At 64.5% G+C, this 15,147-nt stretch carries 14 protein-coding genes; 5 read left to right on the top strand and 9 right to left on the bottom strand.

The annotated features are described in order from the left end of the window. The first annotated feature begins 15 nt into the window (after nt 1-15). The 3 genes from FAB82_RS20285 to FAB82_RS20275 all read left to right on the top strand — a co-directional run bounded on the left by FAB82_RS20285 (nt 16) and on the right by FAB82_RS20275 (nt 3,143). Nucleotides 16-1,407, top strand: a complete 1,392-nt coding sequence (locus FAB82_RS20285; RefSeq protein WP_168801691.1) for a dihydroorotase — start codon at nt 16-18, stop codon at nt 1,405-1,407. A gap of 15 nt (nt 1,408-1,422) precedes the next feature. Then, nucleotides 1,423-2,130 carry an NUDIX domain-containing protein gene (locus FAB82_RS20280; protein ID WP_136536377.1) on the top strand — a complete coding sequence of 236 codons (708 nt, stop codon included), beginning with the start codon at nt 1,423-1,425 and terminating at the stop codon, nt 2,128-2,130. 101 nt (nt 2,131-2,231) lie between these two features. Next, nucleotides 2,232-3,143 carry a hypothetical protein gene (locus FAB82_RS20275; RefSeq protein WP_136536376.1) on the top strand — a complete coding sequence of 304 codons (912 nt, stop codon included), beginning with the start codon at nt 2,232-2,234 and terminating at the stop codon, nt 3,141-3,143. Between the two features lie 71 nt (nt 3,144-3,214). Here the strand turns inward: FAB82_RS20275 and FAB82_RS20270 are convergent, their stop codons facing one another. Continuing rightward, entirely contained in the window at nt 3,215-3,748 is a 534-nt protein-coding gene (locus FAB82_RS20270; protein ID WP_168801690.1) for a response regulator transcription factor, read from the bottom strand. A 625-nt stretch (nt 3,749-4,373) separates the two neighbouring features. Here FAB82_RS20270 and FAB82_RS20265 point away from each other — a divergent pair. After that, nucleotides 4,374-6,272 (top strand): condensation domain-containing protein, encoded by a 1,899-nt coding sequence (locus tag FAB82_RS20265; RefSeq protein WP_136536374.1) that lies wholly within the window; start codon nt 4,374-4,376, stop codon nt 6,270-6,272. 38 nt (nt 6,273-6,310) lie between these two features. Here the strand turns inward: FAB82_RS20265 and FAB82_RS20260 are convergent, their stop codons facing one another. Further along, on the bottom strand, nt 6,311-7,465 hold the full coding sequence (locus FAB82_RS20260; protein ID WP_136536373.1) for a nucleotidyltransferase family protein: 1,155 nt from the start codon (nt 7,463-7,465) through the stop codon (nt 6,311-6,313). Between the two features lie 289 nt (nt 7,466-7,754). On the opposite strand from FAB82_RS20260, the gene FAB82_RS27595 reads away from it, so the two are divergent. Continuing rightward, entirely contained in the window at nt 7,755-7,967 is a 213-nt protein-coding gene (locus FAB82_RS27595; protein ID WP_211116720.1) for a hypothetical protein, read from the top strand. Between the two features lie 144 nt (nt 7,968-8,111). On the opposite strand, the gene FAB82_RS20250 is transcribed toward FAB82_RS27595, so the two are convergent. The 7 genes from FAB82_RS20250 to FAB82_RS20220 all read right to left on the bottom strand — a co-directional run bounded on the left by FAB82_RS20250 (nt 8,112) and on the right by FAB82_RS20220 (nt 15,121). Next, nucleotides 8,112-9,770, bottom strand: coding sequence for an AMP-binding protein (locus FAB82_RS20250; RefSeq protein WP_136536372.1), 1,659 nt, complete (start codon nt 9,768-9,770; stop codon nt 8,112-8,114). After that, a complete protein-coding gene (gene sbnB, locus FAB82_RS20245; protein WP_211116719.1) occupies nt 9,760-10,818 on the bottom strand; it encodes a 2,3-diaminopropionate biosynthesis protein SbnB in 1,059 nt (352 codons plus the stop codon). Before sbnB ends, FAB82_RS20250 begins: the two co-directional genes overlap by 11 nt. Then, nucleotides 10,815-11,780 (bottom strand): 2,3-diaminopropionate biosynthesis protein SbnA, encoded by a 966-nt coding sequence (gene sbnA / locus FAB82_RS20240; RefSeq protein ID WP_136536371.1) that lies wholly within the window; start codon nt 11,778-11,780, stop codon nt 10,815-10,817. Before sbnA ends, sbnB begins: the two co-directional genes overlap by 4 nt. Nucleotides 11,781-11,785: 5 nt before the next feature. Beyond that, the gene (locus FAB82_RS20235; protein WP_136536370.1) at nt 11,786-12,154 is read right to left on the bottom strand and encodes a helix-turn-helix domain-containing protein; all 369 of its coding nucleotides are present in this window, start codon (nt 12,152-12,154) and stop codon (nt 11,786-11,788) included. A 100-nt stretch (nt 12,155-12,254) separates the two neighbouring features. After that, nucleotides 12,255-13,433, bottom strand: coding sequence for an acyl-CoA dehydrogenase family protein (locus FAB82_RS20230; protein ID WP_136536369.1), 1,179 nt, complete (start codon nt 13,431-13,433; stop codon nt 12,255-12,257). Continuing rightward, nucleotides 13,430-14,539, bottom strand: a complete 1,110-nt coding sequence (locus tag FAB82_RS20225; protein ID WP_168801689.1) for a nucleotidyltransferase family protein — start codon at nt 14,537-14,539, stop codon at nt 13,430-13,432. Before FAB82_RS20225 ends, FAB82_RS20230 begins: the two co-directional genes overlap by 4 nt. A 69-nt stretch (nt 14,540-14,608) precedes the next feature. Beyond that, a complete protein-coding gene (locus tag FAB82_RS20220) occupies nt 14,609-15,121 on the bottom strand; it encodes a flavin reductase family protein (protein ID WP_136536367.1) in 513 nt (170 codons plus the stop codon). Nucleotides 15,122-15,147 lie beyond the last annotated feature (26 nt).

Raw genomic sequence — 15,147 nt, 5'->3', positions numbered from 1 at the left:
AAGGGAGTGTCGAGAGTGGATTTTTCTGAATCGCCCGCCGTCGACCTCGTTATCGAGAACGGCACTCTCGTGGATGCGGTCGGCGAGCACCCGAACACGTCGGTCGCCGTCGATGGCGGGCGGTTCGTCGCGGTCGGCCCGCCCGGGGCGATGCCGGTCGCGGAGCGGAGGATTGACGCCTCCGGGATGTACCTGCTGCCGGGGATGGTGGACGCGCACGTCCACTTCCGCGAACCGGGCATGGAGTACAAGGAGGGCTTCCCGGTCGGCTCGGGAGCGGCGGCGCTCGGTGGGGTCACCACCGTGCTGGACATGCCCAACACCGAGCCGCCCACCGACACGGCCGTGCGGTTCGCGGAGAAGCTCGACCTCGTGCGGGGCCGCTCCTGGGTCGACTACGGCTTCTACGCGCTGCTCGGCCCCGGCGAGGCGACCGAACTGGAGGGGCTCGCGGACTCGGGGGCGGTCGGGTTCAAGGTCTTCCTCGGGCAGAGCGAGCAGGGGCCGGGCTGCCCGCTGCCCCCGGACGACGGCGACCTGCACGCGGCGATGGGCGAGCTCGCCCGCCTCGGACTGCGCCTGGCCGTCCATGCGGAGAACCATGCGATGGTGCTGCACGGCATCGCGAAGGTGAAGGCCGGGCGGGGCACCGGTCTGGAGGCGCACCGGTCGAGCCGTCCGCCGCTGGTGGAGTCGGAGGCGATCCGCCGGGTCGGCCTGTTCGCCGCGGACACCGGCTGCGCGGTCCACATCGTGCATGTGAGCGCCGCGGAGGGCGTCGCGGCCGCTGTGACGGTGCGGTCGTCCGGAGTCGACCTTACCGCGGAGACCTGCCCGCATTACCTATTGCTCCCCGATGAGGCGATCGGTGAGCGTCTTCGCCATCGGGTGAATCCGCCGATCCGGACGCTCGGCGACCGGGACGCGCTGAGGAAGGCGCTCGCCACGGGCGACCTCCAGTTCGTCGCGTCCGACCATGCGCCGCACAGCCCGGCGGAGAAGAGCGCCAACGACGTCTGGCGGGTCCGACCCGGCGTCATCGGCGTCCAGCACCAGTTGCAGATACTGTGGTCCCGGCGAGACGAGTTCGGCCTGAGCCGATCGGATCTGGTGCGGGCGACCGCATTCGAACCCGCGCGCACTTGGGGCCTGTGGCCCCGGAAGGGCTCAGTGACCCCGGGCGCGGACGCGGACCTGGTCGTCATCGACCCCAATCGCCCTTGGACGATCGACGAGGATGTGACTCACTCCGCCAATCCCGAGGGCCCGTTCGCTGGATTGCGGGGCACCGGCGCGCCGGTGCTGACCCTGTTGCGGGGATCGGTGGTGGCGAAGGGTGGCCGACTCGTCGGTTCGCCTTCGGGCAATTGGCTTCCGGGCTCCCGTTGGAGGGGCCCTCGACCGTAGTCGAAAGGAACGAGCATGTCGGAGAACCACGAGCACTCGCAGGAGTCGTCGTTCTGGCAGGAGGCCGCGGGCGGTCCGGTGGACGTGCGCCGCCTCACCAGCGGACGCCCGTTCTGCGCGGGGGTGCTCATCGTCCGCGAGGGCAGGCTGCTGGTGACGTTGAGCGCGGAGGACATCAGCGCTGCGGAGGCGAGCGGCACCGACTGGAACGTCGGCGGTGTCGGAGGCGGCCAGGAACCGGGAGAAGAGGTCTGGGACTGTGCGGCACGTGAGGGTTTCGAGGAGCTCGGTGTCCAGGTGCGGCTCCTCTCATCGCCCCGCACCTATCTGCACGACATCGACGGCGACCTGCTCAGACGGTCGCGCTCGGACGACCGACCGGCCCCGTTCATGCTGCAGCGGCAGCGGAACGCCGACGCAGCGACGCCGTACAAGCCAGGCCTCCCGGCGGGGCCGTTCACCTACCTGTGCATGTTCGCGGCAGAGCTGGCCGAGGAACCGGCGTCGTTCAAGCCCGACGACCCCGACATCGCCGCGCTCGTCTGGATGCCGTTGAGCGACTGGGGCGTGCTGGACAAGGCGCCGACGTTCGCCCGGCTGTCGGAGTTGGGCGCGACGATCGCCGCGGGCGGTCCGATCGCGGAGGACGCCCGGGTGCATCTGCCTTCCGCCGAGACGCTGCGGGTCGCGGGGCCGCTGCTTGCCAGGGGATTCGAAGGGTGAGCGGGTCCGCCCGACCGGAGGCCGCGGGGAGCGCCGCCCGGACGGCCGAGCCCCCGCCGCACCGGACCTGGAACGATATGCCCTCCAAGATGGATGGGCTGGTGCTGATCCGCGCACACGGCCTGCGCCTCCCGGACACGTTCGAGGTCGCGGGACCCGACGACTCCGAGCAGCTCCGCGACTGGATCGGAGCGCGCCGGTCGACCGGTCCTGAATCGTGGATGGTGCGGGTGGACGCGCCGCCACCGGTGCGCTTCGGGATCAACGGCGCTACGGCCGCGGCCGCCGACATCCCCGAAGTGGTGCGCCGGATCCGGCGGGCGAACGCCGACGACCGCGTGCGCCTCCTCATACAGCGCAGGGTCGAGCATCGGACCGACGGGATCGCGCTCCGGACCGCCCGCGGCAGGGTCGTCATCGAGTCCCAGGGGCCCAGCGGCGGCAATTTCTATCGCGACGGGAGTACCCCGTCGCGGTGGTCGATCGACGCGGCGGAGCCGGAGCGGGAAGTCGGATGCCTGTCCGCGAATGGATTGGTCCGACTTCTGGCGGCGCTCAACGCCCTGCCCGTCGCGACCTGCCTCGAATGGGTGCTGACACCGGAGGACGAGCTGTATTTCGTCGATGCGAAGGCGCTGCCGCGGGAGTACCTGGCGGCGTTCGACGAACATGGATCTCGATCCGGGTACGCCGTGGTGCTCAGCGGCGTCGCGCGCGGAACGGTCGTGGAACCGGGCGGCGCGGGCGCCGGCGCCCGCGCCGGGGCGATCCACCTGGAGGAGGGCACCGGTGTCGACGTCTTGGGCAGGATCGAGCCCGCGACGCGGGCGGTGGTTTTCCAGCGGGGCGGGCTCTTGGCGCACGCCGCCGTCTATGCTGGGCAGCTCGGGATACCCGTCCTCCTCTGCCCGCCCGGTCAACTCGGCGGACTGCTGCCCGGCGCCGAGGGCGAGCTGGTGCTCGACGGCGGCCGCCACGAGTTCACACCGCGCGCGGAACGGGACGCCGTATGACCCCTTCGAAAGGGACGCAAGCATGACGATGACCTTCAGTACGGTGGAGCGCGGTGCACTACGGGACGGGTTTAGGAATTCGCCAGGTTCATTGCCGCGCACGCCAACTGTGCCCGGTTGCCGAGCTTCAACTTGCTTCTGATGCGGCGTATATAGGTATCGACCGTGTGCTTGCTGATGCCGATCCTCCGCGCCATCTGATCGTTCGTATAGCCCTCGGAAATAAGTGTGAGCACCAGGCTCTCCCGCTGCGACAGTCCTGGAAGCGACACTGCACTGCTCGCAACGGCGTCGCCGAGGTTCCCCGCCGCGGCCGCGCGGACGGCCTCGTGGAGCGACTCGTCGGGCTCGGACTGATGGAGGAGCGCTCTCACGTTTATGTCCCGGTAGGACAGCAGCGAGAAAGGAGTCTCCTTGCCGGAGTATACGACCGTTCGATATTTTTTCGCGAGGTCGCTCACTGTGCCGATGGCGGGCATGTCGCAGACTGAGCAGTAGCTGAACAGGACCACGTCGGTCTCCTCAGGCGCGAAGTCCCAAGGCCCGTCGACGGCGTCGATGACGGTGATCGCGTCGTCGCCCGCAAGCACCTTCTGCAGGCCCATGCGTGGCACCGAATGCTTTTCGATTACTGAAACTCGGATCATTCCGTCTTTCCAAATCTCGTGGATTTTCTCCACGTGTGAGCGCTCCCGTACCGGATCGGCACGGCGGTTTGATTGCACTCGACGAGCGTGAGTGCGGCCGCCTCGCCAGGGGATCTGCGAATGACCAAACGCATTTGGGGAAAACGTTCACGTGGAGATTGAGACAGCGGGTGATGCCTGTTGTCTCCTGGTGTAGCCGATGCATACCGAGGTTGTCGGCGATACCGTCGCATGTTTCCGCCAAGTTCAGTGTGGCTGCATGAGGCGTGATTTACGAGGCGGGACACAGGCAGGTTAGCGGCAGGAATTCTCGGAACCAATGCTACGAATCGGTACATTCTCGACTTGCATATAAATGCGTGTCCACACCTGATCGTAATCACGACTTTCGATTCGTTGGCGTCCTCGTTGACCGGCAGGAGCCCGATGTCGTCGACAATGATCAAATCGCCGTCACGCGTTTATGCCACAACGCGAGGCCAGTCAGCGACGGTGATCCCCAGTAGAGTCGATCTGTCGTAGCGTGAGCGCGCCTCGTTCGCCGAAGCGCAAGTGACTGTGCTTATCGACTCGGGAGTGAGATATGAAGAAGTTGGTGCGCCGGGGGCCCTTGCAGTGGGGGATGGCTTGTGGTGAATGGTTGACGTTCCAGGATGAGCGTAAGGCGCAGTATCCGGGATGGTGGTTCGAGCATGAAGTTCCTGAGGGCACTTCCGTGCGGGTCTTGGAAGATGCTGTCGCGGTGTTGGTCGAGCGGCACGAGATCCTGAGGACGACATTCGATGTCGACGAGGACGGTTGTCCCGAGCAGCGTGTCTGGAGTCCTGAGCGGGTCGAGGTTCATGCGCTCGCAGCAGCCGACCCGGATCAGTTGCAGGCGTTCAGGACCCGGGATTTCCTGGTCGACTCGGAGTGGCCGTGCCGTTTCGGGCGGGTGCGCCGGGGCACCGGCGCGCCGGCGCTACTGGCGTGCTTCTCGCATATCGCGGTCGACAACCGCGCCAAGGAAATCCTCAAGCACGATCTTGCCGTGATCATGGAGTCAGTGCTCGCGAAGCGGTCGCCGGATTTGCCGCCGGTCGAGTGGCAGCCGCTGGACTACGCGCTTTACGAGCGGTCCGAGAAGACGAGCGCGCTGCGTCGTCGTGCCGAGGAGTACTGGGCTGACGCGCTTGATCGCATTCCCGTCGCGACCTTCAATATCGGGGAGGCCCCTGAGACCGTCCGGTATGTCGATTGCCGTTCGAGTCCCCGCTCGGCTATCGGCCAGCTCGAACGCGTCGCGGAGAAGATCGAGGTGCCGATGAGCGCGGTGTTCGCGGCGGTCTTCGGTATCGCGCTGGGTGCAGCGACCGGTCAAGAGGTCGTGCCGCTGGATGTGACCACGCATGGTCGGGTGAGCAGGAATGCGTTGAACGTGGTGGCGCCGCTGGCGCGCGCGGTGATCATCCCGGGTGTGTTGCTGGCGGACCAGTCGTTCGGCGATTTCGCCAGGGGGCTTCATCGTTTGACGTTTCAAGCGAATCGGTACAGCATGGTGGACACCTTGGAGTACACCGAGTGGCGAGCGGTTGTCAATGGCCGGAAAGGGGGCGAGATCGGTTCCCGGATCGCGTTGAATTTCATGTATAAGCAGGAGGGCGGCCATCATGCGGCGGATGCACCGAGTCGGTCCGGCCCGCAATGGGAGTCGACGGTGGGCGATCCGGTCGAGTACCGCTCGTTCTCGCATCATCTCTATGTCGCCGTTAGCGGTAGCGGGGCCCGGTTGGAGTTCCTTGTCTCCGGGAATGAAGCCGTGGTCGGGCGCGGCAATACCGAAGCGATCGCCCGCAGTATCACCGATCTGCTCGCCTGTCTCGACGACGACCCCGATCGCCAGGTCGGCGACCTGCGTGGTGCGGTCGCTGGTTTGTTCGCGGCCTCCTTTCGGGACTCGTTGCGCGGCGAGCCGGTCTTTTCGCGGGGTGATGCGTTCCGGCCCGACTCTATTGATGCGGCCTTGCGGGCCCATGCCGGAGTGCGGGCGGTGAGCACTCGGTTGGAGGAAGGGGCACTCGTTGCCGATGTCGCCGTGTCGCAGCCGTCGCTGACCGAGGGCGAGCTGTTCGCGTTTTTGAAGTCGCAGCGGTCCTATCGGGCGGTGTCGCGAACGGTTCCTGATCGGATCCGCGTCGAGCGGCGAGCGATGTCGGTGGATCCGGGCGTCGGGCGAGATGCGGTGGCGGCATCGGATGCTGAGGCGGCTTTGGTTGACTGCGTGCGGGCCGTCAACCGGCTCGGTTCCGCGGACGCGCGGCTCAGCTACGCCGAATGCGGCGGGAGGTTCTTCCGGGCACCCGCTGTCTTGCGCCGGCTGCGAAGCCTCGGCTACGAGGGTCTGAAACGGAACGATCTGCAACTGCCCTGCAGCCTTTCGGTTCTGTCCGAGCGACTCGACCCGACACACGACCAGACACCAACGCACGGCCTCGCGTCCTAGTAACACTGTCCCTTTGGCTCAATCGAGCCAGAGAACACTCACCTTCCCGAAGTCGCGTTCAGAATCTCGGGTTTCTCGGAGCGGGTCCGGGAGACGGTCGTTGACTTTCGCAGGCGCTGCTCCATATCGCCGTCCCATCGCAGATAGCCGCCTCGGCCCGCCATGCTCGACATCCACTCCCACGTGCCGTAGGAAGCCAGACCGCATTCGTCCGCCATAGTGCTTCCAAACACTGCATCGGCATGGCAGAGAACCCATGCGACCGGCAGTTCGATACCTGAACTGCGGATCAGATTCACGAATCGTTCTCGCGCTGCGGGTTCCAGCGCCCCCCACCCGCGTACGACGTCGGTGAACTGGGAAAGCCGCACGTCCTTCTCAATCACGGTACGCTCGAACCACCCCTCCCGGAACAGATGCAGGACATGGAAGATCAAGTCGTATTCCTGCGGCAGCGCCAGTAGATCTACGGATCCGCCCGGGATCCTGCAGCCGACGACCTGAACTTCATCCAAGGCGTCGCCGACTCCGACCTGCCACGGGCTACCGTGCCACGTCAGGCTCAGCGCGACGTCCACAGCCGTATGCGAGGGCAGACTGCCGGGATTCAGCCGCGTGAAATGCGGCAGGTGATCGGGGCTCAACCTATACATAGCCTGCCGGTGTTTCGAGATCGGCACCAGCGACTGAGTTCTGTTGTCGAAGTAGTGCCGTTCGACGTAGGCAAGACCTGTCAGGACCGTTGCCGCCTCTTTTGCGTCGTCCGGGTGCACCATCATGTCGATATCGTTGAACCGCCGCGCGCCAAGGCCGTCGTAAAAAGTCTGCTGACAGATGATTCCCTTCGTGAACGCGAACCTCACTCCTTCTTGGCTCATCGCGTTGCCGGCCTCGGCGGCATCGTCGAGACACTTAACGGTAGCGACACGATTGGCGGAGAGGCAGTGCTCGAGATGATTGAGGGTGCGGTTCGGCAGTACGGGGCGCTCGTCGAGTGCTTCGACAAACGCGGCAGTCGTCTCCATGAGTGTGTGCTGCACTGCCTGCCCGATGAGCGCGTCATGATTGAATCCGCCGGAGCGGATGCGATCCTCGGCGTCAGCCCAGGCGGCACTTCCTTGCCGTCCGATCGCGATAGATTTCAGCAACTCCCAAGACTGGTCCTCGTCCGAAACACGGAGGGGTCTCGCCATGAATTCGTCCCTTTCGATAGGTAAAAGTCAGCTGGGCAGTGCGGGGAGTGGGTAAAGCGAACCGCCTCGAGGACTTCGTCTGCGGCAAATTCGAGCTAGCTTCTCGCTGAAACTCCGCATCCACAGGCGGGCCATGCAGAATCCATCTTTCACCACAGATAACATATCCAGTGACGCATCATCAGACACGACACGGATTCGCGTGACAATCAAGCCCTGTCACACGTTTCCGTTCCCGATACCACAGTCGACGGGCTGACGAAGCGACCGGGCGCAAAGGAAGGATTCCATGGGACGCCTTGAGACCTCGGCACCGCTGAGCCTGGCGGAGCAGGCTTCGAAGATCCTTGCCGCCAATGCGGAAGAAGCCGACCGCAAGGCCGAGCTGCCGCTCGCGATCTCGCCGGACCTCGGCGAGCGATACCTCGACACGGTATACCGATCTGCCTGGCGGGACGAAATGTTCGGTGAAGGTTCGCGGAAGGCGGACCATGAGCCCTGAACCCGAGTACGAAGAGCCGGCGTTCTCGGTGATCTCCGGCAGGACGGTTGAATCCAGGACGAGGGCGCGTCGACCACCCGCTGGGAGCGGTCGAGGCCGATGACGGTGAGGCCCTTGGCGGTCGCCGCGGAAGTGAAACTGATATCAGATAGTTCCTTCGAATTCCGCCAACTGCCGGTGGTCGATCTTCCCATTGGGAGTCGTCGGCATGGAGGACACGATCCGGAATGACTTGGGCACCATGGACGGCGGCAGTGTCTCGGACGCGTGCTGCTGGAGGTCATGGGGCGGTACGCCGGCCGCCGACGTGTAGTAGATGACGAGTGCGGGCTTGCCGCCATGGCTCCCCACCAGTGCTGCGCACTGCTCCACGCCTGGGTGCGAATCGATGGCCGCCTCCACCTCGACGAGTTCGATGCGGACACCGCTGAGTTTGACCTGCCGGTCAACACGTCCGAGATAGAGAACGGTCTCGCCGTCGAAGCGGGCGAGGTCTCCGGTGCGGTAAAGGCGCCGAGTCGGGGACTGCTCGTCGAACACGTCCGTGAAGAACGCTCTTGCAGTCGTGGACGGGGCGAGCGCATATCCGCGACCGACGACGACGCCGCCCACGAACAGTTCTCCGACTGTGCCAGGCGCCGCGGCCGTCCACCCGTGTTCGTCTTCGTTGAAATGCAGCAGGTAGAGCCGCGACCCCATTACGGGTCGCCCGACATAGACTCGAGGCAGATTCGCGTCCTGCTCGGTGACGGCATGATGAGTCACGTCGTCCGAGCACTCAGTCGGGCCGTATGCGTTCATCAACCCGAGCTCGGGCATCGACGCGAGAACACGCCCGGTAAGCCCTGCGGTGAGCTCTTCCCCAGTCGATATCAGCCATCTTGCCGTTGCGAGGACCGGCGTGTTTCGCTTCGCGGACTCACTTACCAGCCATTCGATCATGGTCGGCACGAGTTCCACGACAGTGGCTCCGGCGGTGGTGAGGCGATGGTCGAGCCTGCGAGGGAAAGCCACGTCGGCATCGCCCACCACAGCGATGCTTCCGCCCACGGCAAGCGGGGCGAGCATCTGCCAGATGGAGATGTCGAACCCGATAGGGGCGGTGAACGCCACCGTGTCGCTCTCGGTCAGTCCGAGTTCAATGACCTTGGCCCAAAGGTGGTTCATCATCCCGCGCTGCTCTACCAATGCGCCCTTGGGAGTCCCTGTAGTGCCCGAGGTGTAAATGCAGTAGCGGACCTCGTCCACTGGGACTTCCCTCGGCGAAAGCGGGCGGTCCGCCGCAGCTGACGCACCGACTGCGCTTGCCTGCAGTATTCCGAGGCCTGCGGCTACGGCAGCCTCCTCGGCACGGGTCCTTTCCGGAGTCGCACCTTCCGGTCGGGCATCGGTGTCGACCACCACAGCGGCACCGCGTTCCAGCACTGTTCGCATGCGCTGGACAGGCCAGTCGGCAGGCACCGGGAGATAGACCGCTCCGATGGCCTCGACTGCCAGAAACACAGCGATGAGGTCAGCACTCCTGCCGCCGGTCACCGCCACCGTATGGCCGGGCCCGACCCCTCGGTCCGAAAGCGATTCGATGAAGGCGCCCGTTCTCTCCCATAGGCGCCGGTAGGAGAGGACACCACCGACACAGTCCACAGCGATCGCGTCCGGGTCGGCCGCTGCTTTGGCTGCGACCAGTGCACCTACGCTCCGGGGGACGGCTGCGTTCCAGTCGCACCCGATGCTCCACTCAGACGCCCGCGCCCGCTCTTGCTCCGATAGGTGCAGCGTCCCGAGTTGAATCTCAGTCCTCATTCAATGCTCCTAGGGGTCTGTGGCGCTCAAGCTCGCCGTGGAATCCGGGAATCTCGGTGGCCAGGCCCTCTTGCATCGCGCGCCGGTAGACCAGGGCGCCCACGGCCAGGTCGAGCACCCCGAGCCCGAACGGCGAGAACACGACTGGTCGGTCTGGGGGAGGGGCCCAGCCTTCCAGGACGTCATGTACCTCCGCATCCACGAAGTCGCGGTGGCCGACCAGCGACTCCGTCAAGTGCACCGAGGTTCCGGCCTGGAAGACGTGCGCAACGTCGTCGACGATGTTCACACTGTCCAATACGAGGGCGGGGCCTATGTCACGCAGGGAGACGTTCAGGATGACAGGGGAGTTGTCGAGCAGCGAGCGACCGTGAAGGTAGGGCCGCGCCGTCGTCGTCGCCAGCACTACGAGGTCGCAACTCCGGACGACGGACTCTGGGCGGTTCACGACGAGGGCATCGAGGTCTGAGCCGCCGAGCACCTTCTGGGCGAAGGACTCCGCCTGGCGGTGGTCCTTGTCGAACAATACGAGCTGCTCCGGCTTGCACCCATCTGCCAGAAGGAACTCAAGGATGTACCGGGCGATGAGCCCAGTCCCGACGATCCCGATCGAACGCGGCCTGCCACGGGACTCGGTCAGCTTCCGCGCCATGAGAGCAGCAGAAGCGGCTGTCCGAGTCGCGCTAATGACAGAGGACTCCAGGCAAGCGAATGGGTATCCTGTTTTCTGGTCGTTGAGAATCAGGACAGCTGAAGCCCGCGGCAGCCCTTGCTTGATGTTCGCCGGGAAGCTTGAGATCCATTTGAGCCCGTCTACCCCCTCGTCACCTCCGAGCGAAGCAGGCAGGGCGATAATCCGGTTTGCAGGATGGTCAGGGTAGCGCAGGAAGTGAGAGGGCGGGTTCACCGTGTTCTTCTCTCCGTGCAGCCGATAGGCGGCGTCCACTGCATCGATCACCTCCTTGCTTCCCCCTCGAAGCAGCCGTCGCACCGCGATTCCGGGGATCACATGGAAAGCGGGCGCCGCGATCACGTTGTCATCCGTCATGGCCGTTCCTTTCGAACGAAGGAGTCGAAGGTCTTCCTTCGCCACTCCTCGTCATAGACCGTTTCCAGGTACCGCTCTCCGAAGTCGGGGGCAATGGCGACGGCACTGCGACCCGCCCTCCCCGCGTTGCGACTCAGCCACTGTCGAGCCCCGGACACGATCGTGCCGGTCGAAGCCCCCAGAAGGAAGCCGCGTTCTGCTAGCTCCAGACAGCAGGCGATCGCGTCCCCTTCCGAGACCGCGATGAAGTCGTCGGCGAGATCCTTGTCGACGAAGGGCATCTGCTCACCAGCCCCGAGACCGGGGAGATGGCGGGGGCCGGACGGCATGCCGAAGTTGACCGACCCAATGCTGTCGACGGCCACCACCGTCACGTTCGGGTGGTGCTCATGGAAGTACTGCGCACAACCGCGGAGCGTCCCGCCGGTACCGACTCCGATGAAGACGACATCGAGCGAAGGGAAGTCTCTGGCCACCTGCGGCGCTGTCGTCTCGGCGTGCACGTTCCAGGCGGCAGGGTTCTGATACTGGTTCAGCCACAAGTAGTCGGGGTTCTGCTCGCAGAGCTTTTCGACCTTTGACTTCCTGGCCGAGAGGTATCCGCCGGCCTCGTCCGGATCATGGACGAGGTGCACCGTGGCACCCAGGGCCCTCATGAGATCCAGCGCTCGCTGGTTGCACTTGGGATCGACGACGCAAACGAAGGGGATGGACCGAGAAGCGGCCACCAGACCGAGCGCGATACCGAGGTTTCCCGAAGAAGACTCGACCAGGGTCGTGCTGGGCGTGACGAGCCCCTCGCGTTCGGCCCGATCGACCATAGCCGCGGCAACTCGCAATTTCATGGACCCGGCGAGGTTGAGCCCTTCGCACTTTAGAAACAGGGGAATGCCTGATGAAGCCTTCAAATCTACGTATACGTCATCGCATTGCAGCTCTTCGGGCCTGGTCAATATGGGCATCGCCGTCAGCTCTCTTCCGTGTCGGCGCCCGCGAGAACGGCCTCCTCTTCGCCCAGGACGCTTGAATTCATGAGGTGGAGGTACCCAACGATGGCCAGGAACGCTCGGCTCTCGACCCACAGGCGGTACTTGAGTTCTTTGATGTGGTTCTCCACCGTCGTCTCGGCGATGCCGAGGCGACGGTGGATCTGTGAATTCGTGGCTCCAGCCGCTATCAGCAGAAGAACTTCCTCCTGCCGCCGGGTGATAGACGTGAGTCTTCCCATCGCCCGGCTCACCTGCACCGCGATATCGTCTCGGACGAGATCGGTTCGCAGAGAAATAGGGGTTGCACCCTTGGGGTAACCCTTCACTGGTCCTGAATGTTTGGTCACGTTGACAAATTAATGCACGGGTGCTTTAAGTATCGCCCTCGTCTCAATATATAGGAAATCATCACATTAGAGGCTTCTGAATTCATGTCACGAAAAACAATTACAGCTCGACCTGTCGGTCCAGCAGGACCAGGCTCCCTGTGTCGCTCCAGAGCCGATTGTTGGATTGTGTCAAGGACGCCGACCGCAGGTCTCGGAAAGCCCGCGCCAGGGGTACAGCGGAGTCTTCGTTATAGCCGATCCCCATCCCGCCGATCTCGATCATCTGGTCCACCGCCGCGAACGTGCGCTCCGAGGCTACGAGTTTCAGCGTGTTCAAACGAATCCGATTGGGCACGGAGCACATCCGCTCCACGCCCTCACGGCGCGCCGTCTCGTACTCCTCGACTGCATCCCGCAGCAGGGCGTCCACCACGGCAAGTTCTGTGCGAACACGTGCGAGCTGCCACCGAAGATGATCCGAGGTCACATCGGGCCCGCCGCCCTTACGAGGGCGCCGCATCCACGCGATGAGCGCCCTGAACGCCCCTCGGGCCGCACCGAGCCAGATGGAGGCCCAGGTGATATGGCCAGTGGGGATCACGTTCTCCATGGCGATCTCCCTGAATTCCCTGCCGGGGGCGAGAATTCGTGATGGGTCCACCGACCCCTCGAGCGAGAGCCCCGCGCTGGCCGTCCCCCGCATGCCCAAGGAGTTCCATCCGCCCTGGGGTGCAACCGTCACCTCGTCGCGATCCGCATAGACCATCCGAACATCCTTTGCAGACGCTTCCGCACCGGCCCGCAGGGTCATGAGAAACCCATCGGCCTGTGCGCCGCCGGTTACGACGGGACTGGCCCGTTGGAAGGACAGCCGATCGCCTTCATGTCCCAGTGCCGCATCCGCCGACATAAGGGACGCACCTGTCTTGGCTTCCGTCGTCACCGAGGCAATGTAGACTTCCCCGTTGGCGACGCGAGGCAGAACATCCCGCTTCAGTGCTTCAGAGCCGTAGTGAACGACCAGGTCGACTTGCTGGCAGTGCATGCCCCAGATGAGTGCCGTTGAAAGACAGGCCGCGCCCAACTTTTCCGCAACCATTGCGAGATCGGAGACCGATCCGCCCGGTCCGCCGTATGATTCGGGCACCATGAGGCCGCATAGGCCACTGCTCCTGAGCGCCTGGAGATTCTCGGACGGGAACTCCGAAGAGGCATCCACATGAGGCGCAGACTTTCGCACCTGCTTCAGCACAGATTCCAAGTCGAACTTGGATTCGAGCATTGCTTCGCGATTCATTCGGCCTCCACGAACGGTACGGACTCGCAGCTCTCCACACTCAGCGACAGCTCCCGCAAACGGCGATCCATATCACCGTGCCAGGTGAAGAAGGATTTCGTGTCCCGCCCGCTAGTCGTCCACTCCTCCACTGCGAACTCCCGTAGGTCGAGGCCGTCCAGCATGTCCGAGCCCAGCGTGGCATCAACATGATGCGCCACCCAGGCGACCGGGACCTGGAGATCGTTCTCGGCCAGGCATTTTGCGAACTCGGACCTCTCCTCGCTGCTCAACGCCCTCCAACCGCGCCAGACGTCCGCGAACTGGCCGAGCCGCACGTCCGCGGCCAAGGCCGTCGTCGCGAACCACGACTCTCGGAACAGGTGCAGGACGAGAAAGAGAAAATCGTGCACCGAAGACAAGGCGGGCAGCTCGCGCTCCAGGCCGGGGGCACGCACCAGCACCGGCCTGCGCGCAGACAGAACCGTCGCTGTGGGTATGGACCACGGGCTGCTATACCAGGTCAAGGTGAATGCGAAGTCGACGCAGAAGTACCTCGGGACTGCAAGACCGTTCTCCCTGTAGTAGTGCGGCAAGTGGTCGGGGTAGACCCGGTACGCCACTCGTTCCTTGAGGCTCCGCTCAGTCCACTGACTTGAGACCTTGTGGAGACGGCGTTTGTTCTCGTATCCCATCGCGACCATGACTTCGTCGACGGCCCCGGCCCGATCAGACTCGATCATCAGGTCGATGTCGTTGTACTCCCTGGCGCCGGTGCCCCCGTAGAGGGTCTCCTGGCAGACCACTCCTTTGGTGAAGGCGAACTGGACTCCGGCAGCGGACAGGCGCTCGACCAGTCTCCCGGATTCCTCCAGAAACGACCGGGCCTTGAGCTGGTTGACCCACAGTGCCTCGGACAGGCGTCTCCCCAGCTTGTGCGGAAGCGCCTCAATACGGCCGTTGTCGAGCAGGTTCTCGGCGAGCATGCTGGCCATGTTGTGCCGCAAGGCCATGCCGGTGAGCCGGTCCGGATCGAGCTCGGATACTTCGACGTCGTCGCCGAGAGCGGGCTCGCCCACTGCTACACGTTTGAGGACCGACCACTCGCGATCAGCTATGTCGTTCATTGGCAGCACATCCCTTTCCATTCATCGAAATCCCCGGCTCTGCGCCCCGCCGCCATCAGGCGGCGCTTCTCACCGGCTCCATGGGGCCTCGCCGACGACTCCTGCGAACCCCCGGTCCATCCAGACCAGCGGCGCGCCCCTGCCTGTCTCGGCGCTCTCCACCTGGAGAAAGAGCAGGAGGTGGTCGGCGACGTCGTGCGACATGTGGCGGCGGCAGTCCGCGACCGCTACGCTGCCGAGCACCCGCGGGGGAAGTGCACCCCGAAACTCGATCTCCGCGGCTGCGAATTTGTCGGAACCCCTGGTCGCGAAAAGCTCAGCGAGGTCCTCTTGACCGGTGGACAGAAAGTTCACGGCCACACGGTCGGCATTCCGAAAGGCATGGACCGAGCGCGATTCATGGTCGATCGCAACTATCAGCGTCGCCGGGTTGGCGCTGACGCTGCAAACCGACGTAGCCGTCAAGCCCACAAGCTCGCCCTCGACGACGGCCGTGACTATGGCGACCGCTGCCGGCACCCGCGCCATCATGTCCTTGAATTCGCGCTGTCCGCATAGGACCGCGTGCTCGTCAGGTCGCATTCGACCCGTCTCTCAAACCGCTGACC

It is taken from the genome of Glycomyces buryatensis (assembly GCF_004912275.1).
In the GTDB taxonomy this organism is placed as follows: domain Bacteria; phylum Actinomycetota; class Actinomycetes; order Mycobacteriales; family Micromonosporaceae; genus Glycomyces; species Glycomyces buryatensis.
This window is presented reverse-complemented; position numbering and strand designations above follow the sequence as displayed.

Coding starts and splice junctions, on each gene's coding strand:
- FAB82_RS20225 (WP_168801689.1), bottom strand. CDS start 14,539: ATGAACGACATAGCTGATCGCGAGTGGTCGGTCCTCAAACGTGTAGCA.
- FAB82_RS20280 (WP_136536377.1), top strand. CDS start 1,423: ATGTCGGAGAACCACGAGCACTCGCAGGAGTCGTCGTTCTGGCAGGAG.
- FAB82_RS27595 (WP_211116720.1), top strand. CDS start 7,755: ATGGGACGCCTTGAGACCTCGGCACCGCTGAGCCTGGCGGAGCAGGCT.
- FAB82_RS20250 (WP_136536372.1), bottom strand. CDS start 9,770: ATGAGGACTGAGATTCAACTCGGGACGCTGCACCTATCGGAGCAAGAG.
- sbnA (WP_136536371.1), bottom strand. CDS start 11,780: ATGCCCATATTGACCAGGCCCGAAGAGCTGCAATGCGATGACGTATAC.
- FAB82_RS20270 (WP_168801690.1), bottom strand. CDS start 3,748: ATGGGCCTGCAGAAGGTGCTTGCGGGCGACGACGCGATCACCGTCATC.
- sbnB (WP_211116719.1), bottom strand. CDS start 10,818: ATGACGGATGACAACGTGATCGCGGCGCCCGCTTTCCATGTGATCCCC.
- FAB82_RS20230 (WP_136536369.1), bottom strand. CDS start 13,433: ATGAATCGCGAAGCAATGCTCGAATCCAAGTTCGACTTGGAATCTGTG.
- FAB82_RS20220 (WP_136536367.1), bottom strand. CDS start 15,121: ATGCGACCTGACGAGCACGCGGTCCTATGCGGACAGCGCGAATTCAAG.
- FAB82_RS20260 (WP_136536373.1), bottom strand. CDS start 7,465: ATGGCGAGACCCCTCCGTGTTTCGGACGAGGACCAGTCTTGGGAGTTG.
- FAB82_RS20265 (WP_136536374.1), top strand. CDS start 4,374: ATGAAGAAGTTGGTGCGCCGGGGGCCCTTGCAGTGGGGGATGGCTTGT.